The 23102-nt window shown below is 70.6% G+C and carries 21 protein-coding genes; 15 read left to right on the top strand and 6 right to left on the bottom strand.

Annotated features, from left to right (window positions below; genetic code table 11):
• Positions 1-66: 66 nt before the first annotated feature.
• Positions 67-1947 (top strand): APC family permease, encoded by a 1881-nt coding sequence (locus ACFYY7_RS21630; protein WP_388663580.1) that lies wholly within the window; start codon positions 67-69, stop codon positions 1945-1947.
• A gap of 388 nt (positions 1948-2335) precedes the next feature.
• Here the strand turns inward: ACFYY7_RS21630 and ACFYY7_RS21625 are convergent, their stop codons facing one another.
• Together ACFYY7_RS21625 and ACFYY7_RS21620 are read right to left on the bottom strand one after the other, a co-directional pair.
• Positions 2336-3010, bottom strand: coding sequence for a CBS domain-containing protein (locus tag ACFYY7_RS21625; protein WP_388663578.1), 675 nt, complete (start codon positions 3008-3010; stop codon positions 2336-2338).
• Positions 3011-3045: 35 nt separating this feature from the next.
• Entirely contained in the window at positions 3046-3933 is an 888-nt protein-coding gene (locus ACFYY7_RS21620; RefSeq protein ID WP_388663577.1) for a universal stress protein, read from the bottom strand.
• A gap of 378 nt (positions 3934-4311) precedes the next feature.
• On the opposite strand from ACFYY7_RS21620, the gene ACFYY7_RS21615 reads away from it, so the two are divergent.
• From ACFYY7_RS21615 to ACFYY7_RS21605, 3 genes are all read left to right on the top strand, one after another.
• A complete protein-coding gene (locus ACFYY7_RS21615) occupies positions 4312-4674 on the top strand; it encodes a hypothetical protein (RefSeq protein WP_388663575.1) in 363 nt (120 codons plus the stop codon).
• Positions 4671-5546: a universal stress protein gene (locus tag ACFYY7_RS21610; protein WP_388663574.1), complete on the top strand. Its 876-nt coding sequence runs from the start codon at positions 4671-4673 to the stop codon at positions 5544-5546. Before ACFYY7_RS21615 ends, ACFYY7_RS21610 begins: the two co-directional genes overlap by 4 nt.
• A 158-nt stretch (positions 5547-5704) precedes the next feature.
• A complete protein-coding gene (locus tag ACFYY7_RS21605) occupies positions 5705-6466 on the top strand; it encodes an HAD family hydrolase (protein WP_388663572.1) in 762 nt (253 codons plus the stop codon).
• Positions 6467-6555: 89 nt separating this feature from the next.
• On the opposite strand, the gene ACFYY7_RS21600 is transcribed toward ACFYY7_RS21605, so the two are convergent.
• Positions 6556-8958 carry a glycoside hydrolase family 65 protein gene (locus ACFYY7_RS21600; protein ID WP_388663746.1) on the bottom strand — a complete coding sequence of 801 codons (2403 nt, stop codon included), beginning with the start codon at positions 8956-8958 and terminating at the stop codon, positions 6556-6558.
• A gap of 443 nt (positions 8959-9401) precedes the next feature.
• On the opposite strand from ACFYY7_RS21600, the gene ACFYY7_RS21595 reads away from it, so the two are divergent.
• Together ACFYY7_RS21595 and ACFYY7_RS21590 are read left to right on the top strand one after the other, a co-directional pair.
• The gene (locus tag ACFYY7_RS21595; RefSeq protein ID WP_388663571.1) at positions 9402-9863 is read left to right on the top strand and encodes a cyclic nucleotide-binding domain-containing protein; all 462 of its coding nucleotides are present in this window, start codon (positions 9402-9404) and stop codon (positions 9861-9863) included.
• Positions 9864-9943: 80 nt separating this feature from the next.
• Entirely contained in the window at positions 9944-10654 is a 711-nt protein-coding gene (locus ACFYY7_RS21590) for a response regulator transcription factor (protein ID WP_351253673.1), read from the top strand.
• 39 nt (positions 10655-10693) lie between these two features.
• On the opposite strand, the gene ACFYY7_RS21585 is transcribed toward ACFYY7_RS21590, so the two are convergent.
• On the bottom strand, positions 10694-12319 hold the full coding sequence (locus ACFYY7_RS21585; RefSeq protein WP_388663744.1) for a GAF domain-containing protein: 1626 nt from the start codon (positions 12317-12319) through the stop codon (positions 10694-10696).
• 447 nt (positions 12320-12766) lie between these two features.
• Between ACFYY7_RS21585 and ACFYY7_RS21580 the strand changes: the two genes are divergently transcribed.
• Complete coding sequence (locus ACFYY7_RS21580) at positions 12767-14452, top strand: hydrogenase maturation protein (RefSeq protein ID WP_388663743.1); 1686 nt, start codon at positions 12767-12769, stop codon at positions 14450-14452.
• Positions 14453-14474: 22 nt separating this feature from the next.
• On the opposite strand, the gene hypB is transcribed toward ACFYY7_RS21580, so the two are convergent.
• A complete protein-coding gene (hypB, locus tag ACFYY7_RS21575; RefSeq protein ID WP_388663569.1) occupies positions 14475-15260 on the bottom strand; it encodes a hydrogenase nickel incorporation protein HypB in 786 nt (261 codons plus the stop codon).
• A 3-nt stretch (positions 15261-15263) separates the two neighbouring features.
• On the bottom strand, positions 15264-15593 hold the full coding sequence (locus tag ACFYY7_RS21570) for a hydrogenase maturation nickel metallochaperone HypA (protein ID WP_259930335.1): 330 nt from the start codon (positions 15591-15593) through the stop codon (positions 15264-15266).
• A 260-nt stretch (positions 15594-15853) separates the two neighbouring features.
• Between ACFYY7_RS21570 and ACFYY7_RS21565 the strand changes: the two genes are divergently transcribed.
• From ACFYY7_RS21565 to ACFYY7_RS21530, 8 genes are all read left to right on the top strand, one after another.
• Positions 15854-16909 carry a hydrogenase expression protein HypE gene (locus ACFYY7_RS21565; protein ID WP_356085776.1) on the top strand — a complete coding sequence of 352 codons (1056 nt, stop codon included), beginning with the start codon at positions 15854-15856 and terminating at the stop codon, positions 16907-16909.
• 46 nt (positions 16910-16955) lie between these two features.
• Positions 16956-18749 carry a nickel-dependent hydrogenase large subunit gene (locus ACFYY7_RS21560; RefSeq protein WP_388663568.1) on the top strand — a complete coding sequence of 598 codons (1794 nt, stop codon included), beginning with the start codon at positions 16956-16958 and terminating at the stop codon, positions 18747-18749.
• On the top strand, positions 18749-19693 hold the full coding sequence (locus ACFYY7_RS21555) for a NifU family protein (RefSeq protein WP_388663566.1): 945 nt from the start codon (positions 18749-18751) through the stop codon (positions 19691-19693). The genes ACFYY7_RS21560 and ACFYY7_RS21555 overlap by 1 nt, the downstream gene beginning before the upstream one ends.
• On the top strand, positions 19690-20343 hold the full coding sequence (locus tag ACFYY7_RS21550) for a DUF5947 family protein (protein ID WP_388663564.1): 654 nt from the start codon (positions 19690-19692) through the stop codon (positions 20341-20343). Before ACFYY7_RS21555 ends, ACFYY7_RS21550 begins: the two co-directional genes overlap by 4 nt.
• Positions 20340-20981, top strand: a complete 642-nt coding sequence (locus ACFYY7_RS21545; RefSeq protein WP_388663562.1) for a DUF6084 family protein — start codon at positions 20340-20342, stop codon at positions 20979-20981. Before ACFYY7_RS21550 ends, ACFYY7_RS21545 begins: the two co-directional genes overlap by 4 nt.
• Positions 20978-22372, top strand: coding sequence for a hypothetical protein (locus ACFYY7_RS21540; protein ID WP_388663561.1), 1395 nt, complete (start codon positions 20978-20980; stop codon positions 22370-22372). Before ACFYY7_RS21545 ends, ACFYY7_RS21540 begins: the two co-directional genes overlap by 4 nt.
• Positions 22369-22488: a DUF6893 family small protein gene (locus ACFYY7_RS21535; RefSeq protein WP_388663559.1), complete on the top strand. Its 120-nt coding sequence runs from the start codon at positions 22369-22371 to the stop codon at positions 22486-22488. Before ACFYY7_RS21540 ends, ACFYY7_RS21535 begins: the two co-directional genes overlap by 4 nt.
• A gap of 83 nt (positions 22489-22571) precedes the next feature.
• The gene (locus tag ACFYY7_RS21530; RefSeq protein WP_388663557.1) at positions 22572-23102 is read left to right on the top strand and encodes a hydrogenase maturation protease; all 531 of its coding nucleotides are present in this window, start codon (positions 22572-22574) and stop codon (positions 23100-23102) included.

Here is a 23102-nt window from a genome sequence, read left to right as displayed (position 1 = left end):
CCCGACCCGACCGGCCGAGAACAGGCGCACGCTGGGCGAACCCTTGCACGGAGGAGCTCCCACCCCATGTCCGTTCTCAGCTCAGAATCCAGTGCGGCACCGAACGCCGAGGTGCCTCCTGGCGACGCGGCCCGTCACAGGCTCACAACCGTCACGGGGCTGGCCGCCCTGTCGCTCGACGCGATGGCGTCGGTGGCGTACGGGCCGGAGGCCATCGTCCTCGTACTGGCAGCCGCGGGGGGTTACGGGCTCGGCTTCACACTCCCCGTCACCGTGGCGATCGCCCTGCTGCTGGCGGTGCTCGTCGCCTCGTACCGGCAGGTCATCGCGGCGTTTCCGGACGGCGGAGGCAGTTACGCGGTCGCAAAAACACATCTGGGCCGCCGCACCAGCCTGGTCGCCGCCGCGTCCCTGGTTCTGGACTACGTCCTGAACGTGGCCGTCGCCGTGACCGCTGGGGTGGCAGCGCTGACCTCCGCGTTCCCGGAGCTGTACGGCGATCGCCTGTGGCTGTGCCTCGCGGTGCTGATCCTGATCACCGCCGTGAATCTGCGCGGGATCGTGGACTCGGCGCGTGCGTTCATCGTGCCGACCGCGGTGTTCGTCGGAGCGATCTTCGTGCTCATCGTGGTCGGCCTGTTCCGCGACGCCCCGGTGAGTACGGAAGCGGCCGCCGGACACGCGTCCGTGCTCGGCACCGACGCCACCGCGGTCGGTGCGCTGCTCCTCCTCAAGGCCTTCGCCGCGGGCTGTTCGGCGCTCACCGGTGTCGAGGCCATCGCCAACGCCGTGCCGTCGTTCCGTGCCCCGGCCGTCCGCCGCGCACAGCGTGCCGAGGTGGCACTCGGCGCACTGCTCGGTGTGATGCTGATCGGTCTGTCCGTGCTGATCTCCCGGTTCGGGTTGCAGCCGGTCGAAGGCGTGACCGTACTGGCGCAGCTCGCCGAGGCGTCCTTCGGGCACAATCTCGCCTTCTACGTCGTGCAGTCCGCCACGATGGTGCTGCTGGCCCTGTCCGCGAACACGTCGTTCGGCGGCCTGCCTGTGCTGCTGAAGCTGCTGGCCCGCGACAACTACCTGCCCCATGTCTTCGGACTCAAGGCCGACCGGCAGGTCCACCGCCACGGGGTCCTCACGCTCGCGGCCGTATCCGCCACGCTCCTGGTCTTCTCCGGGGGCGACACCAACACCCTCGTCCCGCTGTTCGCGATCGGTGTGTTCGTCGGCTTCACCATCGCCCAGACCGGCATGGTCATCCACTGGCGCACGGTCCGCGGCAGCAGGTGGGCGGGCAAGGCTGTGCTGAACGGTCTGGGCGCTCTCCTGACAGGCGTCAGCGCCGTCGTTGTCACGGCCACCAAGTTCCACGACGGCGCCTGGCTGATCGTCGTCACACTGCCACTGCTGGTCGCCGGCTTCGAGTCCGTCCACCGCGCCTACACCAGGATCGGTGAACGGCTGGGCATCGGCCGCATTCCGGAGCCCCCGCACCGCGACCGCTCGCTGATCGTGGTTCCGGTCTCGTCCCTCACCCGGCTCACCAGCGAGGCCCTCACCGCGGCGGTGTCCCTCGGTGACGAGGTCCACGCGGTGACGGTCTGCCACCCGGACCCCGAGGACCGGGAGCAGACCGAGGCACTGGAGCGGGACTGGGCACTGTGGAATCCGGGTGTCCCCCTGGTCCGGATCGCCTCCGACCGCCGCACGGTCGGCCGCCCCGTCGCCGCGTATGTACGGAAGGTGGCGTCCACCGATCCGGGCCTGCGGGTCACCGTGCTCATCCCCGAGGTCGAGCCGGCCCGCCTGTGGCAGCGGCTGCTGCAGAACCAGCGTGGTGCGGTCGTCGCCCACGCTGTCCGGCACGAAACGAACGCGGTCATCTGCCGCCTGCGGTTCCGGCTCCTGGACGACTCGGCCGAGCCGCCCACGGACCTCGGCCTGCGGTAGTCGGCGCGCCCGGGCTCGGCTCCGTCGGGGACCCGGAGCCGTCGAAGTCAGCCGCTGGCCCGCCAGGACTTCCTCACCGGGGCGTTCGCACACTTCGAGGCCGAGCGCAGCGTGTGGGCGGGGACACCTCTGCGCTCCACGCTGGGCTATCAGCCGGGCATCGCCGCCGCGAGGCCGAACCCGACCGGGCCCGCCGCCCCCGCGTCCACGTCGGATGATCCGGCCACGCACCCGGACCAAGGGTCGCGGCCGTCCCCTTCGAGCCGGAGGATTCAGGCGGCAGAGCCCATGCGTCCGTGCGCGCCCCGAATCTCTCCTCCTCTGATGCCGGTTCGCATGCCGGAAGCACGGTCGTCGGCCTCGTGGTCGGACAACTCGGCACGGTGACTCACGAGCCGTCGGGCGAACTCGGTACGTCGTCGGTCCGATAGGCCAGGTGCTCGGCGACGGACACCACACCGTCGACGCTCCTGCACAACCGTTCGATGACGGGAATCAGGCTCTTGAACTCGACGGACCCGCTGAGGGCCACCTCCCCCTGCCGGACCTCGGCCCTCACCGCCGAGGGAGCGAGGCCCATCGTCTGCTGCAACACATCCCGGTCGATCTCCTCACGGATGGCACCATCGTGGCGGAGGAAGACCCTCAGCAGGTCTCTGCGGCTGACGATGCCCAGCAGCTTGTCCGTCTCGTCCACAACGGGAAGGCGTTTCACGCCCTGCACCTCCATGAGGCGGGCGGCCTCGACCACGGTCCACTCCGGCCGCGCGCACACCGCGGGAGCCGACATCAGCTCCTCGGCCCTGGCCCCCTCGGCCTTGGCCCGCTCCCACGCCTCCAGATGCGGGATCGGTGTCCGTCCGGTCGGATCGGTCAGGTCGGCGGACTTGCGCAGCAGGTCGGCCTCGGACACGACGCCCATGGGCCGGTCCAGTTCGTCCACCACGGGCATCGCGGTGACATCGTTCTCCGCCAGCAGTTCGACGATCTCCTTGAACGGCAGGTCACGTCGCGCCCGCACGACGTCCCGGGTCATGAGTTCTGCAACGGTTCGGTGATGCATGTGACTCGCCTTTCGGGGGTGCTGGTCAGAGGCGTTCATGTATCGGGCCGATCAGGAACCGGTACGACGGCCACCGGGCAGTCGGCATGGTGGAGCAGGACATGGGCGACGCGGCCGAGCCGAGGTCCGAGACGGCCCGTGCGGCGCTGCGCTCCCACGACGACCAGGTCCGCCGCGGCCGAGCGCTGCACGAGTACCCGGACGGCCTTTCCCTCGACCGCCGCCGAGCGCAGCCGGACCGTCGGGTTCTCGCGCACGGCCTCGGCCACCGCCTCGTCGATCAGGGTCGCCGCACGTTCCTTGCAGTAGAGGTGCGGCTCGTCGACGGTACGCGGATGGTCGGCGTGGTCGTGCGAGGAGCAGTGCCAGGCGTGTACGGCATCGAGTTCGCAGTCCCTCGCCCCGGCCTCGCGGAAGGCGAACCGGACCGCCGCCGGTCCTTGCTCGGGATCCCCGACGCCCAGGAGGATCCGCCCGTGCCCGCCTTCGATTCCGGGCCTGTCACCGCGCACGACGATTACGGGACACGGGGCCCGCGCGGCCACGGCCAGGCTGACCGAGCCGAGCAGAAGTCCGGCGGGCCCGCCACGGCCTCGCTCCCCGGTGATCAGCGCCTCGGCACGGCGCCCCTCCCGCAGCAGCGCGATCACCGCGTCCCCGGGCGTCACCTCGGCCGAGACAACGACCTCCGGACGCCGGCGGTGGACCCGCTCGGCGCCGGACCGGACAACGCGGTCGGCGAGCGCCCGCTCCGAAGGGCGGCCCAGGGTGAGTGCGAGTGCGGCGCCCTCGTACCGCTCCGACCTGGACGCACACACCAGCCGCAGTGACAGCCCTCGCAGGGCTGCCTCATCGGCGGCCCAGTCGAGCGCCCTCAGACTGCTCTCCGTTCCGTCCACACCCACGACCAGGGGCAGCTTCATCGTCCCCGCCGCCTTCCCTTCACCTGATGGAGCGAGAGCACCTGTTCTCACGGTCGCACCGGACCAGTCCGCCGGTGAGGGCCGGTCCGGTCCGGACGGGGAACGATCGGCCCTCTTCGCGGTCCGGCCGGACCGCATCACGCGACGCGTGGGAGGCTGTGGTGGAGGGACCGGGCGGGCCGGCGGCAGGGGCCGGACGGCCCATGCCCGGGAGCCTGCCGCCCTGCGATGCTGAGGGCGCAGACCACGGAGGAGGCCACCGATGAGCGGTTCTCCGACTCGTATCGCCGCAGCCCTGCCCGCCCGGTGCCGTGCCCGTCCGATGGGGATCGGGCGGAAGATCGATTTCGCCCGGGGCGCCCACCTCTGGAAGGCGGCGTGAGCCGCAGCGACCTCCTGCGACTCTTCCTGTGCAGGGACCACGCCATCCAGGAGGAGATCCTCGAAGACGTCCTGACGCACACGCTGCGGCTCAGCCCCGCTTCCCTGGCCGTCGAGGTCGCCGACGGTGTCGTGCCCCTCAGCGGCACCGTGACCCGGCAGAGCCTCGTCCCCTGGTCCTGCGTCTGTGCCGGAGCGTCGACGGGGTCGTGGACGTGGCACCGGCTCGACTACGAGCAGGACGACCTGTCCGACAGTGTCCATCCGGACACCCGGCAGCAGAAGAAGGTCTGGCGCACCGACGCCCGCGCGAGTTCTTCACCGACCCGAAACAGCCCCGTCCGAGGAAGGCCGTCATGAACCAACGTATTGTCGTGGGCCTCGACGGATCCGCAGAAAGCGTCGCAGCGGCGCATTGGGCCGCGCGGGAAGCCCTCCTTCGCGATGCTCCTCTCCACCTCGCCCATGCCGAGACATGGTCCGCGCCTCCCAGCATTCCCGCAGCCGGCTCCGACGTGCGCCGCCAGTGGGCGCAGACCCTCCTTCGTGAAGCTTCCGACGAACTGTCGGGGGCGCACCCTCGGCTGGACATCAGTGCCGAATCGCTCGACGGACAACCAGCCGCCTCACTGACCCGTGCCGCAGCGGACGCGAGCATGCTGGTGCTCGGCTCCCGAGGGCTGGGCGCGCTCAGGGGGTTCGTCCTCGGTTCCCTCGGCATGGCCCTCATCCGCGCCGTGGAACAGCCCGTCGTCCTGGTGCGTGCGGCGGAGGACACACTGCCGCACGGCCAGGGCCGGCACCTGGACCGTGACGTGGTCGTGGGCGTCGACACCGGCCGGCCGTGCGACGCCCTGCTCTCCTTCGCGTTCGACGAGGCATCGCGGCGGGCCTGCACGCTCCATGCGCTGCACACCTGGATGCTGCCCCCTCTGGCCGGGTACGGAGCCGCGTACAGCGCTGAAGCCAACGCCCGGATCGCCGAGACCGAGCGAACCGGCCTGGACGACATGCTGAGGCCCTGGCGGGACATGTACCCGGCTGTCGACCTCGACGTGCAGGCGACGCTCGGCCCCGTCTCCGGACAACTCCTGGAGGCAGGTTCCGGAGCGGGTCTGATGGTCGTCGGCCGTCGCATCCGCCGGTCCTCGGTCGGCAGGCACATCGGGCCGATCGCTCACGCGGTCCTCCATCACTCCACCGCACCCGTCGCCGTCATCGCTCACGAATGACGGGGCCTACCGGTCATCCGGCTCGCGGGTCCCGTTCCGCCGCCGCGGCACGCTGCTCGACCGAGGCGGGGCGGCGGGCCCGGCCGTCGTCCCGGGACGAGGACGGCGGCGCCGTTGACCCGGTCGGCGGCCGGGGCTCCCTGACGAAGGGATCCGCCATGAGCGGTACACCGGCCCTGGCCGCCTGCCTGCGCTCGCTGCTGGCCGTGGTCTTCGACACCGACGGCGTGGTCGTCGATTCTGCACGGGTCCACGCAGCGGCCTGGCAGGGTGCCTTCGACGCCTGTCTGTCGGCCGCGGGCGGGCAGCGCCCGTTCGATCCGGTGGCCGACTATCTCCACCATGTCGACGGCCGGTCACGGCTGGACGGGGCCGCCGGGTTCCTGGCCTCCCGGGGGCTGGACCTGCCGCTCGGCGATCCCGACGACGCGCCGGGCACCGCCACGGTGTGGGCCGTCGCGGCCCGCAAGGAGGAGCTGTTCACCGCGAGTGTGCGTGCGCACGGCGTCGCCGCCTGGCCCGGTACCGTCCGTCTGCTGCACGCACTGGGGCGGGAGCGGGTGGCCTGTGCCGCGGTTTCGGCGTCGCGCCACGCGACCGAGCTGATGACCGCGGCAGGCGTGATCGGCCTCTTCCGGAGTGTGGTGGACGGCAACGAGGCGCGTCGGCTGGGCCTTCCGGGCAAACCGGACCCGGCGCTCTTCCTGGAGGCCGCCCGGCGGCTGGACGTTCCGGCCCGGGACGCGGCGGTGCTGGAGGACGCGCTGGCCGGTGTCGAGGCCGGCCGGCGGGGCGGATTCGGGCTTGTGGTGGGAGTGGACCGTACAGCCGGAGAAAGCAATTCGGCCGGACTGCGCCGCCATGGCGCCGATGTGGTCGTGACCGACCCCGGCGAGCTGCTGATCCCCAGGACGGACTGAGAACCGCGGCCCGTTCCCGATCGTGCGAAGGCGATGGGCCGGTCACCCGATCCGGCCGATCCGGCAGACCGCGCCGGCCCTGCGAGGAATCAGGGCGTGGGCAGGCGGAACCAGTGCTGCTCACCCGCGGCCACGGTCACCAGCCGCTCGCCGGGCAGGCACACGGTCAGCGGCGAGGCCAGTCGCGAGCAGGGCACGCGGATCCCCAGCCGGCCCGGCAGGAACCTGACACGGATGCCCCGATGCCCGCGGTAACAGAATGTGAACGTGCAGCGCGGCACCTCCCTGAGCGGAATGGGGTCGACGCGGAGCCCGTCCGGGCCTGCTTCCAGCCCTGCGACGCCCCGTTCGACGAGATCGAGGGTGCCGGCCATGGCACCGAGGTGGATGCCCTCGCCGGTGGTGCCGCCCTGGACATCCGCCACATCGCTGAGCAGGGCTTCCTCGCAGTACCGCCAGGCATCCGGGCCTCGCTCCCGCGCGAGCACCCAGCCGTGCACCAGGCTGCTCAGGGTCGAGCCGTGACTGGTGCGATCCAGGTAGTAGCCGATCGTCGCGCGCCACACTTCGTCGTCGAGCCGGTACCCGAGACGGTCGAACAGGGACCGCAGCTCGGCAGGGCGGAAGAGATAGCCGAGCATGAGTGTGTCCGCCTGCTTGGACGCCTGATAGCGATTGACCGTGTCCCCCTCGGACTCCAGGATCCGGTCGAGCCGGCGGATGTCGCGGTAGCGGGAGCGGTAGGCGTCCCAGTCCAGTTCGGCCAGCTCGCCGTAGCCCTCGAACTGGCTGATCACACCGCCGTGGAACGGCACGTACAGCCGACGGGAGATGTCCTCCCAGCGGCTCAGCGTCCCGTCGTCCAGACCGAGTCGCTCGGCCAGCTCCCGCCGACGGGCCTCGGGGAGCCCGCCGAACACCTCCAGTGCGCGTGCGAGCACCCAGGCCGCGGTCACATTGGTGTAGGCGTTGTCGTCGATCCCGGGAGCAGTGGCGCCGGGGTAGGCGTCGTGGTACTCGTCCGGGCCCACCACACCGCGGATGCGGTAGCGCTCACGACCGGCGTCGTAGGTGGCCGAAGCACCCCAGTAGCCGGCGATGTCGAGCAACAGCTCCGCCCCCGGTCCCTGGACGAATCCGGTGTCGCCGGTGCTCTGCCCGTACCGCCACACGTTCCAGGCGATGGCCGATCCGACGTGGTGCTGCAGGTGCGAGTGGTCGGGCAGCCAGCGGCCCGAGCGGGGGTTGAGGTGCAGCGTCTGTGTCTCCTCGGCGCCCGAACCACCGCTCTGCCAGGGGAACATCGCCCCGCGCAGACCCGCCCGGCGAGCCGCGTCGCGGGCTGCCGGCAGGCGACGGTGGCGGTACATGAGAATGCCCCGTGCCACCTCCGGGAAGTGCAGGGTGATGCAGGGCAGTACGAACAACTCGTCCCAGAACACATGTCCCCGGTACGCCTCGCCGTGCAGCCCCCTGGCGGGCACTCCGACGTCCAGGTCGGCCGTGTGCGGGGACAGCGTCTGCAGGACGTGGAAGAGGTGGAGCCGGAGGATGCGCCCCGCTTCGCCGGGCGCCTTCAACTCGCCCTGGCTCCACAGGCGTTCCCAGGCCGCACGGTGGGAGGCGAGCAGCTCCTCGAACGACGCCGAGTGCGACGCGTGCTCGACGGCGAGCGGCAGGGGGTCGCCCGACGGACGGTCCAGCGATGTGTACAGCGCGGCGCACTTCACCACGGCGGCGGAATGCCCGCGGGAGACCGGCAGTCTGAAGCTCTGGACCGTTCCGGTCCCGGTGCAACTCGATCCCACTGCCACGAGGGGCCGCGACGACGTGCGCACGGCGACGGCGATCCGGATCCGGGACGAACGGGTCCGGCAGGAGAGCCAGGCCACGCCGTCCGCTCCGGCTCCGGCCCGGTGGCCGGTGAGATGGCGTCCGTCCAGCCCCCGGTATCGCTCGACACCGCTGTTGGTGACGTCACCGTCGATGACGGACTCGGCCTCGACGGCCCCGCTCCAGCCGTACCCGTGGAAGGTGGTTCTCTGGGCGGCGAGGTACGGGTCCCCCATGTGGACGAGTCTGGTGTGGGTGACACGGAGCCGGCGGCCGTGGCCGTCCTGGAAGAACAAGTGGCGGGTGAGAACGCCGCCTCGCAGATCGAGCGAGACCTTGTGGCGCCGCAGGCTCGGGTCGTCGGTGGTGAGCCAGTCCCCCGCCGGCCCGTCGTCCGGCAGGCAGCGGTAGCGCAGGCGTGTCCAGTCGGGCAGGTCGACCATGTCCTCGTTGCCGACCCGTACTCCCGCGATCTCCGAGAAGAGGCGGTCGTAGCACCCGGCCGCGTAGGTGCCGGGGTGGTGGACCGCGTCGGCACACGACTCGGGCGCGGAGCCCCTGGTGGCGAATCTGCCGTTGCCGAGCGTGCACAGGGCTTCGGTCGTCCGCTCCGCCTTGGGGTCGTAACCGTTGAAGTTCCACTCGCACGCCGTGCTCACCTCCACGAGCCGCCCCTCTTCCTGTGTCTCCGAGGTTCTCCCCCAGGCTCACCCGGCACGGACCCGCTCCGCATGGGCCGGTCGGTCCCGACCAGGACCTTTCGGGCCCCTCCCGCCCCGGCCGCGGGGATGTGACGGTGAAGACGCCGTCGCAACCGGGCGAAGCTGCCGTACGACGCCTCGTCCATCCCCTCCGTGGTCATCACCCATGCAGGACCGCGTGCGTCACGTGGACCGGCGTGTCGCCCGCGGCATGGGCTGAGCGGGGCGCGGAACCAGGCCGGTCGGCCCAAGTGCCACGTGTCCCGGCGGCGCACGATGGAGTGGACGAGGAGTACGCGGCACAGCGCTTCGCACCGCGCGGCCGAGCGTCCCTCCGGAAGCACGCATATCGTTCGGAGCGGGTGGGCGGGTCCACGCCGTCGGCCAGGAACGGAGGCCCCATGTCAACGGCCAGGAGTCTGCTCGACGCGATACCGTCCGAGAGCCGGGCCCTCCTGCTCGACAAGGCGGCCTGCGAAGTACCGCTGGTGCTCGACGCACGGCTCTTCGAGGAGGGCAGGAAGGCCGACCGGTTCTGGGTCATCCGCTCGGGACAGGTCGAGGTCGACCTCCATGTGCCCGGCCGCCGTGCGGCGGTCGTCGAGACATTGGGACGGGACGATCTACTGGGCTGGTCCTGGCTCTTTCCCCCACACGTGTGGCACCTGGGCGCGCATGTGGTCCGGGCGGGGCAGGCCGTGGAATTCGATGCCGCTGCCGTCCGCTCGCTGTGCGATGCCGATGCGGTGCTGGGCCGGGCGGTGTACAGGTTCGTCGCCGAGACCGTGGCGGAGCGCATGTACGGAACACGGAAACGGCTGCTGCAGCTGTACGGCCCACGGGCCGGGAATCCTGAGGCCTGACCGGACCGGACCGGAGAACGGGACCGTTCGGCCCTGGTGTGTTCCGGCTGTACGAACTCACGATGGCGAGGAGGACCGCCATGAGCGACGACACGGGGTTCTCGGCGCAGAGGCCGATCCGCGTGTTCCTGCTGGACGACCACGAGGTGGTCAGGCGCGGCGTGCAGGATCTGCTCGACGCAGAACCCGACATCGAAGTCGTCGGCGACGCCGGCACGGCCGATCATGCGCTGGCCCGAGGTCCGGCGCTCCGCCCCGACGTCGCGATTCTCGATGTGCGGCTGCCGGACGGCGACGGGATCACGGTCTGCCGTGAGCTGCGCTCACGGATGCCGGAACTGGCCTGCCTGATGCTCACCTCGTTCGACGACGACGAAGCACTGCTCGACGCCATCATGGCCGGCGCGGCCGGCTACGTACTGAAGGAGATCAAGGGCTCGGACCTCGTCACCGCCGTCCGCACACTGGCTTCCGGACGCTCGACCCTCGACCCGTCCACGACAGCACGGCTGATGAACAGCCTGCGCGAGGAGCAGCCCGGTTCCGGCTCCGAGGAGGACGACGCGCTGTCGGCGCTGTCCCCGAGGGAGAAGGACGTCCTCGCGCTGATCGGCGAAGGGCTGACCAACAGCCAGATCGGCAAGCGCCTCTACCTGTCGGAGAAGACGGTCAAGAACCACATCTCCCGTTTGCTGGCCAAGCTCGGTGTGGAGCGCCGTATCCAGGCGGCCGTGATCGCCGCGCACGCCACGGAGGCCTCCCCGCGCGGTGCCGGGCACCATCGGATCTGACCGTACGGCTCCGTCAAGCACCCCGCTCGGCATTCGGCATCAGGACAGTCGCAGCGGCACCTGCCAGCTCAGCCGGGTGCCGCCCTGTGCGGACTCCCCCACACTCATCTCCCCGCCGAGTTTCTCGGCGCGCCGTGCGAGGTTGTCGAGCCCGCTCCGGGAACCGCCGTGTCCGGGCATGCCCACACCGTTGTCGGACACGATCAGGTTCACCTCGCCCTTTCCCACCACCAGCGAGATGTCCACCGCCGTCGCCCGTGCGTGGCGGGCGACGTTGCTCAGCGCCTCGCCGAGCACCGCGATCACCTGCTCGGCGGTCCCGGCCGGCACATCGGTGTCGATCAGCCCTGCCATCCGCAGCGATGGCTGGAATCCCAGGGTCCGGGCGGCCTGCTCGACCGTGGCCACGGTCCGGGCACGCAGCCCCTGGCCGGCCCGGCCCGAGTCGCCGGCGCGGAGTGCGAAGATGGTGGACCGGATGATCTTGATGGTCTCGTCCAGATCATCCACCGCGCGCAGCAGCCGTTCGCTCGCCTGCGGCTGTTCCACGAGCCGCACCACGCTCTGCAGGGTCATTCCGGTGGCGAACAGCCGTTGGATGGCCAGATCGTGCAGATCCCGGGCAATGCGGTCGCGTTCCTCCAGCAGGGCGATCTGCTCGGCGGACTCGCGCCGCTCGGTGAGCTCCATCGCCAGAGCCGCCTGCCCGGCGAACGCCAGCAGCGGCGCTGTCTCCGCACCGGTGAAGGCGGGACGCTCCCGTACCCGGGCCAGCAGCAGCACCCCACGGGTCCGCTCCCCCGTGACCATCGGCACCGCGACCGCGGGGCCGAGCCCCGCCCACCTCGACGGGCCCTCGATGGTCCTCGGATCATGTTCGACGTCGAGGCTGGTGACCGGCTCGCCCGCGTCCAGGGCGGCGCCGGCGAGCGATCCCTCTCGCGGCAGTTCCAGCCCGCGATACGTCTCGGCGTCCAGCCCGGACGCCTGTGCCACGCGGAGGGACTGCCCTGCCCCGGGCAGTGCCAGCACGCCGAGATCCGCGGCGAGAATGTGTACGGAGTGATCGACGATCATCCGCAGGACGTGTGCCTCGCCCGCTCCGCTCAGCAGAGCCGCGACGATCTCGCTGCCGGCTTCCTGCCAGCGTTGGCGGTCGCGCGTCTCCACGTACAGACGGGCGTTCTCGATGGCCACGCCAGCCGCCACCGCGAGCGTCGACAGCGCGATCTCGTCCTCGGCGTCGAATGCCCGGCCGCCCCGCTTCTCGGTCAGGTACAGGTTGCCGAACACCTTGTCGCGAACCCGGACGGGGACCCCCAGGAACGAGTGCATCGGGGGATGGTTCGGCGGAAACCCGTAGGACGAAGGATGCGCGGAGAGTTCCACGAGCCGCAGCGGCTCGGGGTGGCGGATCAGCTCGCCGAGGATGCCGTGTCCCTCGGGCAGGGGGCCGATGGCTCCGCGCTGCTCCTCCGTGATGCCCACCGGCAGGAACTGCGCGAGCCGGGTTCCCTCACCGACCACGCCCAGGGCCCCGTACTCGGCATCGACCACGACGACTGCGGCCTCGACGATCCGGCGCAGCACCTGGGGCAGATCGAGTCCTCTGCCCACCGACATGACGGCATCCAGCAATAGGGCCGCCTCGGCCGGACCCCGCATCACGGCGTCGAGCCGCTCCTGGAGGTCCCCCGGCAGTGTGCCCAGCCGACGGTGCGCCTCTCCGCAGTGGCCGGATCCCTTGTCGCCGTTGTCGCCGTTGTCGCCCACGGTGCCTCCGTTGTGACCCACGTAGCGAGCCGGGGTCACACCTTCACGGTAGTAGCCTCACGGCGAGAAGCATCCGGTGGGCGGCGACCGGTCCGCCTTTCACCACACCTGTGCACCCTCGGGCTGGAGCCCGCGCCACCGACTGTCACGGCGGCGGCCCTCACCCGCGGGAGGTGCGGCCCGGTGCTGTGAATCCGGCGAGCGAAGCAGCGCGTCGGCCCCTGCCCGTGGTGTGCGCTTCGGGTGAATTCCCGGCATGTTCCCGCCGGGTGAGTCCCGATGGGCAAGCGCCCACGCCCAGGCTCGATCAGGACGGACCGCAGCCACCGGGAGATCGCCGTGCACATCCTGCTTGTCGCAAGCGCCTTCAACAGCCTTACCCAACGTGTCCAGGCGGAGCTGAGGGACCACGGGCACTCCGTTGCCGTGCAGCTCGCGCACGAGGAGGACCCGGTCCGGGAAGCCGTCCGCCGGGAGTGCCCCGGCCTTGTCGTGGCGCCGTACCTGAAGACCGCGATCCCGAGGGACGTCTGGTCGGTCCACACCTGCCTCGTCGTCCATCCGGGGCCGGTCGGCGACCGCGGGCCCTCCTCCCTGGACTGGGCCGTCCACGAGGGAGCGGACCGCTGGGGCGTCACCGTGCTTCAGGCGAACGCGGAGATGGACGCGGGCGACGTCTGGGCTTCCTTGCCCTGTCCGCTGCCCCCGGTGGGCAAGAGCGACCTGTACCGCAACGAGATCTCGGACGCCGCCGTGGAGGCGGTGCTCCTGGCGGTCGGACGCTTCGCGTCGGGGGTGTACACCCCGGAGCCGCAGGCCCCCGGCGCCGGCAAGGGCTGCCGCCCCCTGTTCCGCCAGTCGCTGCGTCGCATCGACTGGCAGTCGGACTCCACCGCGACGGTGATCCGCAAACTCAGGGCGGCGGACTCCCAGCCCGGTGTGCTCGACGAGTTGCTGGGCGGCGAGTGGTTCCTGCACGGCGGGTATCCCGAGTCCCGGCCGGGCGGGCGTCCGGGGGATGTGGTGGCCACCCGGGACGGCGCGATCTGCCGGGCGACCACAGACGGCGCGGTGTGGATCCCCGAGCTGCGGCCACGGCGGGCGCCGGGCGGCCCGGCCACCTTCAAGCTCCCCGCCACCTCGGCGTTGGCCGGGCGTCTGTCCGCCGTGCCCGAGCGGCCGGCTCCGCTGCACCGGACCGGGGACGACGACACCTGGTCCGAGATCGGCTACCGGGAGGAGGCCGGAACCGGCTTTCTGTCGTTCTCGTTCCGTGGCGGCGCGATGAGCACGGAGCAGTGCCAACGCCTGCTGCGCGCCTACCGGTTCGCCTGCTCCCGGCCCACCTCGGTGCTGGTCGTCGGCGGCGGCCGGGACTTCTTCTCCAACGGCATCCACCTCAACGTGATCGAGGCGGCGGCCGATCCCGGCGCCGAGTCCTGGGCCAACATCAACGCCATGGACGACCTGGTGGAGGCGGTGCTGACCACCACCGACCGGCTCGTCGTCGCCGCCCTGTCCGGAAACGCCGCGGCGGGCGGGGTGATGCTGGCCCTCGCCGCCGACGAGGTGTGGTGCAGGGCGGGCGCGGTCCTGAATCCGCATTACCGCCTGATGGGGCTGTACGGATCGGAGTACTGGACGTACACGCTGCCGCGGCGGGTGGGGGCGCCGGCTGCCGACCGGCTCATGCGGGACGCCCTGCCGGTCAGCTCCACCGCTGCCCACCGGCTCGGGCTGGTCGACAGGGTGATCCCCTGCGCACCCCGGTCGTTCGACTCGGAGGTCGGCGCCCTGGCGACCCGCCTGTCAGCCCTGCCCGCGACCCAGTCCCGGATCCACGCGAAGAAGGAGGAGCGGGACCGGGTCGACCTTGCCCCGTACCGGGAGGCCGAACTCGTCCGCATGCACCGCATCTTCGCGGACCCGCACCACCCGTACCACGGGCTGCGCCGGGCCTTCGTCCGCAAGGAGCGCCCGGCGTCCGCCACCGCGGTCCCGCAGCCCCCGTTCCCCCGGGGCTGACCGCGGTGCGGCGGCGGAGCGGCTACCGCTGCTCCGCCAGCCAGTCGTACCAGTGGCCCAGGCCCTCGCCGGTGGTCGCCGAGACCGTCAGCACGCGCACGTCCGGGTTCACCGAGCGCGCGTGCCGCGCGCACTGCTCGACGTCGAAGTCGACATGGGGCAGAAGATCGGACTTGTTGATCAGGATCAGGTCGGCAGCGGCGAACATGTACGGGTACTTCAGCGGCTTGTCCGTGCCCTCGGTGACCGAGATGATCACCACCTTGCTGCGCTCCCCCAGGTCGAACAGGGCGGGGCACACCAGGTTTCCGACGTTCTCCACCATGAGCAGGGATCCCTCGGCCGGGGACAGCGCCGTGAGGGCGTCCCGCATCATCTCCGCGTCGAGGTGGCACCCCGCCCCCGTGTTCACCTGCACCACGGCGCAGCCCGTACGCCTGATCCGGTCGGCGTCGAGCCTGGTCTCCTGGTCGCCCTCGATGACGGCCACCGGCCGGCGGCCGCCGAGATCGGTGACGGTGCGTTCCAGCAGGGTGGTCTTGCCCGCGCCCGGCGAGCTCATCATGTTCACGGCCACGACGCCCCGGTCGGTCATCCACGTCCGGTTGCGCTCCGCGAGCAGGTCGTTCTTGGCGAGTACCTTCTGCTCGATGGCGACCGTCTCACCGGCTCCACCCGGCTGACGACGCTCGTGCGGACGAGCGTGCGGGTGCGGATGCGGATGTCCATGGTCCGGTGCATCCTCCTCCCGCAGCATCACGACCCTGGTCCCGCCGGACTCCTCGGCACAGCCGCAGGTACCGCACATGGTTCAGCCCACTTCCATGGAGACGATCTGCAGTTCCTGTCCCGATGTGATCTCCACATCCGCGCTGCCGCAGGGACACAGCAGAATCAGGTCGGTCAGGGTGAATGCGACGGCACAGGTGCGGCAGCGGCCGGCGCCGGGCGGCTGGTCGATCTCCAACCGCGCGCCCTCGGCGGCCGTTCCCTCTGTGACCAGGCCGAAGCAGAACCGCATCGAGTCGGGCACCACGGCCGTGAGCACGCCGACGCGGACGCGGACCGAGCGGACCGGACGCCCCCCGGCGCGTTCGCACACCGAGTCGACGACGCTCTGTGTGATGGCCAGCTCGTGCACCGGTGCCTCGTCCTTCCGCGGGTGGCTCCGACCGTAGGGCCACGGGAGGACCGTGGCGCCGTCCGACGGGACCGGTACCCCGCCCGGACCACCCGAGCGGCCCACCGCATGCCGTCATTCGGGCCCCGGTGACGAGCCGGGGCGGCGAATTCCCCTGTTGCCGGTGCCCACGAATCGAGGCGTGATGGTAGCAATGTGCAAGTAGCCATCCGTGGGGGCCGACGGCCGGTTGGGCCGTCATCCTGAAAGGCGACACTGCCATGCCGACAAAGGAAGCGGTGAAGGCGGAGGACACACTGATCCACGTGCTGTGGATCAACGCAGGACTGAGCTGCGACGGCGATTCCGTCGCCCTGACCGCAGCCACGCAGCCGAGCATCGAGGAAATCGCGCTCGGCGCTCTGCCGGGGCTTCCGCAGGTCTCCGTCCACTGGCCGCTCATCGATTTCGAATGCGGCCCGAACGGCGGCGCCGATGATTTCCTCGAATGGTTCTTCAAGGCCGATCGCGGAGAACTGGAACCGTTCGTCCTGGTGGTCGAGGGATCCATTCCGAACGAGCGGCTGCACGACGAGGGTTACTGGTGCGGGTTCGGCAACGATCCCGCCACCGGCCAGCCGATGACGACCAGCGAGTGGCTCGACCGGCTGGCTCCGAAGGCGACCGCGGTCGTCGCGGCCGGCACCTGCGCGACGTACGGCGGCATCCACGCCATGGCGGGCAACCCGACCGGAGCAATGGGGGTTCCCGACTACCTGGGCTGGGACTGGAAGTCCAAGGCCGGGATCCCGATCGTGTGCGTCCCGGGGTGCCCGATCCAGCCGGACAACCTCTCGGAGACACTCACCTACCTGCTCTACATGGCCACCGACCAGGCGCCGATGATCCCGCTCGACGACGCGCTGCGGCCGACGTGGCTGTTCGGGTCGACGGTCCACGAGGGCTGCGACCGGGCCGGGTACTACGAGCAGGCCGACTTCGCGACGGAGTACGGCTCACCGAAGTGCATCGTCAAGCTGGGCTGCTGGGGCCCCGCGGTCAAGTGCAACGTGCCCAAGCGCGGCTGGATGAACGGCATCGGCGGCTGCCCCAACGTCGGTGGCATCTGCATCGGCTGCACCATGCCCGGGTTCCCGGACAAGTTCATGCCGTTCATGGACGAGCCCCCCGGGGGAAAGCTCTCGACCAACGCGGTCGGGCTCTACGGGTCGACGATTCGGCAGCTGCGCCGACTCACCACCCACGCCCTGGACCGCGAACCGAAATGGCGCAAGCCCGGCAAGAAACTCACCACCGGCGCCACACGCACCTGGTGAGTGACCGCGTACGTCACCGCAACGGACAGAAAGAAGAGGCGGCGCAATGACCGCGACGCAGCACAAGGGTGCCGGGGGCGGCCAGGGAAAGAACGACCTGGTCGAAATGGCGTGGGATCCCATTACCCGGATCGTCGGCAGCCTGGGTATCTACACGAAGATCGACTTCAAGCAGAAGGTGGTTGCCGAGTGTCACAGCACCAGCTCCATCTTCCGGGGCTACTCGGTCTTCATGAAGGGAAAGGACCCCCGGGACGCGCACTTCATCACGAGTCGCATCTGCGGAATCTGCGGTGACAACCACGCAACATGTTCCTGTTACACGCAGAACATGGCGTACGGGGTGAAGCCGCCGCACCTCGGCGAATGGATCGTGAATCTCGGCGAGGCCGCAGAGTACATGTTCGACCACAACATCTTCCAGGAGAACCTGGTCGGGGTCGACTACTGCGAGAAGATGGTCGCGGAGACCAACCCCGGGGTACTGGAACAGGCCAACCGCACCCCCTCCCCGCACGCCGACGCACACGGATACAAGACGATCGGCGACATCATGCGATCGCTGAACCCGTTCACCGGCGAGTTCTACCGCGAGGCGCTCCAGGTCAGCCGGATGACCCGGGAGATGTTCTGCCTGATGGAGGGCCGGCACGTGCACCCCTCCACGCTCTATCCCGGCGGGGTCGGCACCGTGGCGACCGTCCAGCTGATGACGGACTACATCACCCGCCTCCAGCGGTACGTCGAGTTCATGAAGAAGGTCGTGCCGATGCACGACGATCTCTTCGACTTCTTCTACGAAGCCCTGCCGGGGTACGAGCAGGTCGGCAACCGGCGCATCCTGCTGGGCTGCTGGGGCTCCTTCCAGGACCCGGAGCACTGCAACTTCGAGTACAAGGACATGACCGACTGGGGCCGGAAGATGTACGTCACCCCCGGTGTCGTCGTCGACGGGAAGCTGGTCACCACCGACCTGGTGGAGATCAACCTGGGCATCCGGATCCTGCTCGGTTCGTCGTACTACAACGACTGGGACGAGCAGGAGACCTTCGTCTCCCACGACCCGCTCGGCAATCCGGTCGACCGGCGCCACCCGTGGAACCAGCACACCAACCCGCAGCCGCAGAAGCGGGACCTGGACGGCAAGTACAGCTGGGTCATGTCACCGCGCTGGTTCGACGGCAAGAACTACCTGGCGCTCGACACGGGCGGCGGGCCGCTCGCGCGGCTGTGGACCACCGCGCTGGCCGGTCTGGTCGACATCGGCTACATCCAGGCCACCGGCCACAGCGTCAAGATCAACCTCCCCAAGACCGCCCTCAAGGGGCCGGTGGAGCTGGAGTGGCACGTCCCGAAGTGGAGCAACACCATCGAGCGCAACCGGGCTCGCAGCTACTTCCAGGCCTACGCGGCCGCCTGCGCGCTCCACTTCGCGGAGCAGGCCCTCGCGGAGATCCGCTCCGGGAACACCAAGACCTGGGAGAAGTTCGAGGTGCCCGAGGAGGGGGTGGGCTGCGGGTTCACCGAGGCGGTCCGCGGTGTCCTCTCCCACCACATGGTGATCCGGGACGGCAAGATCGCCAACTACCACCCGTACCCGCCGACTCCGTGGAACGCGAGCCCCCGTGACACGTACGGCACGCCCGGCCCCTACGAGGACGCCGTGCAGGGCCAGCCGATCTTCGAGGAGAACGACCGGGAACACTTCAAGGGCATCGACATCATGCGCACGGTGCGCAGCTTCGACCCCTGTCTGCCCTGCGGTGTGCACATGTACCTCGGCGAGGGCAAGAAGCTGGAACTCCTGCACTCCCCCACCCAGTCCGCGGGCAGTGAGTGATGGCGCGGGAGGATTCCCCGGCCGCGCCCGACTGGCGGACGACCGGTGAACGCATCGACACCCTGATCGCCGCCAGCGGCTCGGGCGGCGCGGTCGCCCGCGAGCGCAGCGAGGAACTGGTCCGGCTCGTCGCCGACTTCTACGGTGCCGGGCTGGAACGGCTGCTCGACCTCATGCACGACCGGGGGCGGCTGGACGACGACGTCCTGGCCGCCCTGGCCGAAGACGAGCTGGTGTCCGGCGTCCTGCTGGTGCACGGACTGCATCCGTTCGGCGTGGAGACCCGGGTCGAGCGGGCTCTGGAGAGCGTACGACCGTATCTGGGTTCGCACGGCGGTGATGTGGAACTCGTCGCCGTCACCGACGAGGGAACCGTCCGGTTGAGGCTGCTGGGCAGTTGTGACGGCTGCCCGTCCTCCTCGGTCACGCTCAGGCTGGCCGTGCAGGGCGCTGTGGAGGCGGCGGCGCCGGAGATCACCTCGATCGAGGTCGAGACCGCGGCCGGCGAGGACGCCGGGGCAGCGGGGCCGCTGGTAGCGGTGGACTCGCTGTTCACCCGGCTGCACACGGAGGCCGGGGCGGCCGGCGACGACGGTGCGTCGTGGGAGGTCGTGCCTGAGCTGTCGGGGCTGGAGCCCGGCGCCGTGGCCCGGTTCGATGTCGGCAGGATGCCGGTGGTGGCCTGCCGGGTGGGCGCGGATCTCTTCGCCTTCGAGGACCGGTGCGCGCGCTGCGAGCGGCCGTTCGAGGGGGCCACGCTGGCGCGGCGGCTGGGCGGTCGGTCCGGGGACGCGGTCCTGCGCTGCGCCGGGTGCCGTGCGCACTACGACGTGCGGCGGGCCGGAACCTGCCTCGACGGGGACAGTACGCACCTGGCCCCGCTGCCCCTGCTGTCGGACGGTGCCGCGGTCTCGGTGTCGGTGCCCGCGGCGGTGGCACCGTGATCGCCGCCGGCCGTTCCGCCTCGCCGGCCTCCACCCTGCTGCGGCTCAGGCGCAACCGGCCGCGGCCGCCCGCCGGTGAGCGCTGCGAGATGTGCGCGGAACCGATCGGCGGGAGCCACTCCCATGTGGTGAACCTCGACAGCCGCGCCCTGATGTGCTGCTGTCGGGCCTGTTACCTGCTGTTCACCGACGAGGACGCGGAGCTGCGCTACCGGGCGGTCCCCGAGCGATATCTGCACTTCGCCGGGGTGACCGTGGACGGGCGCGCCTGGGACGAGCTGCAGATTCCCGTGGGGCTCGCCTTCCTGTTCCGCAACTCCGTCCAGGACCGGATGGTCGCGTTCTACCCCGGGCCCGCCGGGGCCACCGAGTCGGAACTGCCGCTGGACGCCTGGGCTGCCGTCGTCGAGTCGAGCCCGGAGCTCGCCGTGTTGCGTCCGGACGTGGAGGCGCTACTGATCCGGCGTACGGCCCAGAACGATGGTTCGTGCCATCTGGTGCCGGTCGACGCCTGTTACGAGCTGGCGGGGCAACTGCGCTCGCTGTGGCGCGGGTTCGACGGCGGCACCGAGGCCCGTGCCGCTATGGACGGCTTCTTCGCGCGGGTGGCCGAACGCAGCCGGCCGGCTGCGGGGATCGGGGCGTTGTGAACGACTTCGCGTTCTCCGTGCTCGACGTCGTCGCCGAGCCGTACGCGGCCGCCCCGCAGCTGACCGCGCGGTTGCGGATCGAGGAGCGGACGGGCCGGCGGATCCACGCCATCGCACTGCACTGCCAGGTCCGCATCGAGCCGCAGCGGCGCCATTACGACGAGGCCGAACAGAGCGGCCTGGTGGCCCTGTTCGGCCGCCGGGAGCGCTGGACGGACACCCTCAAGCCGTTCCAGTGGATGAGCTGCGACACCACCGTGCAGGGGTTCAGCGGTGCGACCGAGTTCGATCTCGCCCTGCCCTGCACCTACGACTTCGACGTGATCGGTTCCCGCTATCTGCACGCCCTGGGCGAAGGTTCGGTGCCCCTCGCCCTGATGTTCTCCGGCACGGTCTTCACCCGCGGCAGCAAGGGCTTCGGGGTCGAGCAGGTGCCGTGGGACTGCGAGGCCCGGCATCCGATGCCGGTCGAGGTGTGGCGGCGCATGGTGGCGGCTCACTACCCGAACACCGGATGGATCCGGCTGGACCACGAGGTGCTGGCACGCTTCGCGGACTTCCGGGCCCGGCGCGGGCTGATCAGCTGGGACGAGACGGTCCAGACCCTCCTGGCCGAGCACGACGAGGTGGTCCCGTGAGTCTTGACCAGGTGCGTTCGATCGCCGACGCCGTCCTGTACGAGGGGTACCTCCTGTACCCGTACCGGGCGAGCTCGCACAAGAACCGGTCGCGCTGGCAGTTCGGGGTCCTCGGCCCGCCGCACGCCACGGCGGCGAGTTTCGGCGAGGATCCGGAGATGGAGATGCAGTGCCTGCTGGCACCGCGCGAAGGGCCGGCGGCCGTCACCGTGCATCTGCGCTTCCTCCAGCTCCAGGTCCGAGAAGTGCGGAGCACGGGCGAGGACGGGGTGGAGGTACCGGTGGAGCAGCTCGTCGTCGACGGGGTGCCGGTGATGTCCTGGGACGAGGCCGTCGAGCGTGAAGTCGTGCTGACCGCCCTGCCGTTGGGAGAGGTGGTGGACGCCGTGCACGAGGTCCCGGGCGGCGAGGACACCGAGCCGGTGGCCGACGCGCGGGGCGTGGTGGCGGGCCGGATCGTGCGACGGCGGCTGCCCTTGGCGGTCCGGGTTCGCACTCGGGCCGTCGTCGACGACGGATACGTGCGCCTCTCGGTGGCGGTGCGCAACGAGCATCCGGAGCCCGCGACCACCAAGGAAGCCGCGATCCGGTCCTCGCTGATCGGCGCGCATCTGTTGCTGCGGGCGCACGACGCCGAGTTCGTCTCGCTGCTCGAACCGCCCGCCGGGGCGGCAGCGGCCGCCGGCCGTTGCCGGCAACGCAGGTGCTGGCCCGTGCTGGCCGGACCGAAGGGGACGACGGACACCCTGCTCGGTGCGCCGATCATCCTGTACGACTACCCGGAGGTCGCCGAGCAGAGCCCCGGCGCGCTGTTCGACTCGACCGAGATCGACGAGATCCTGACCCTCCGCGTGATGACCATGACGGAGGAGGAGAAGACGGAGGCCCGAGCCACCGATCCCCGGGCCCGGGAGATCATCGACCGGTGCGACGGCATGTCGCCCGCCGACCTCCAGCAGCTGCACGGCCTGCTGCGCGACCCGCGGCCCGCGGCTCCCGTGGACCCGGCGGCCGACGTCCGGGATGTGGAACCCGCCGCCTTCGATACCGCGGGCGCCCCCTGGTGGGACCCGGCTGCCGACGCCTCGGTACGGCCCGGGAGCGACGCGGTCGTGATCGATGGGGTCCGGGTGGCCAAGGGCAGCCTGGTCCGCGTCCACCCCTCCCGGCGGGCGGACGCGCAGGATCTGTTCTTCGCCGGCCAGGTGGCCCGGGTGACGGCGGTTCTCTCGGACGTGGACGGTGGTACGCACATCGCCCTGGTCCTCGTCGACGACCCCGCGTCGGACCTGCACGACTGGTACGGCCGCTACTTCTACTTCGCACCCGACGAACTGACACCCCTGAGCGTCGAGGAGACGGCTCAGCACCGAGAGGAGAACCGATCGTGAAGACCCTGGGCATCATCACCGCTGGAGCGGCCGCGGCCGTGGCACTCGTAGCCGTGGCGGTCGGGATCAGGTCGATCCCCGACGTCCGCCGGTACCTGCGCATCCGTTCGATGTGAATCCCGATCCGAGTGAAGCGAGCGGGGAGGCCCCCCATGGCCGGCATCGTCCGGCTTCCGGCCCGGGGGAGGCTGAGCCGACCATGACGAAGAAACCCGACACCGCCGCCCGGGTGCTGGTCGCGGGCATCGGCAATCTCTTTCTCGGCGACGACGGCTTCGGCCCGGAGGTCGTGCGCCGGCTGGCCCGGGACGGCGGGATGCCCCCGCAGGTCCGGGTGGTGGACTACGGCATCCGCGGCATGCATCTCGCGTACGACCTGCTCGACGGTTACGACGCGCTGGTTCTGGTCGACGCGTACCCGGGGGGCGGCGCCCCCGGGGAGGTGACAGTGCTCCGCATCGGTGTGGAGGACCTCGGTTCGGGTGAATTCGACGCACATGGAATGAATCCGGTTGCTGTTCTGTCAAATCTGGATCAGCTGGGCGGTACGCTTCCGCTCACCTACCTCGTCGGCTGCACACCCGCCGGAGTCGAGGAGGGCATCGGGCTGGGCGAGGCCGTCGGCAGCGCGGTGCCCGAGGCGATGCAGGCAGTGCACACCCTGATCCGGCAGCTCGTGCCGGCCGTACCGACCGCGTCCGTGAACAGCACCCGACCCCGGAGATCCTGA

This window comes from Streptomyces sp. NPDC001933, assembly GCF_042890955.1.
Lineage (GTDB): Bacteria > Actinomycetota > Actinomycetes > Streptomycetales > Streptomycetaceae > Streptomyces.
The sequence above is the reverse complement of the archived record's forward strand: the minus strand, read 5'-3'. Positions and strand labels throughout refer to the sequence as shown.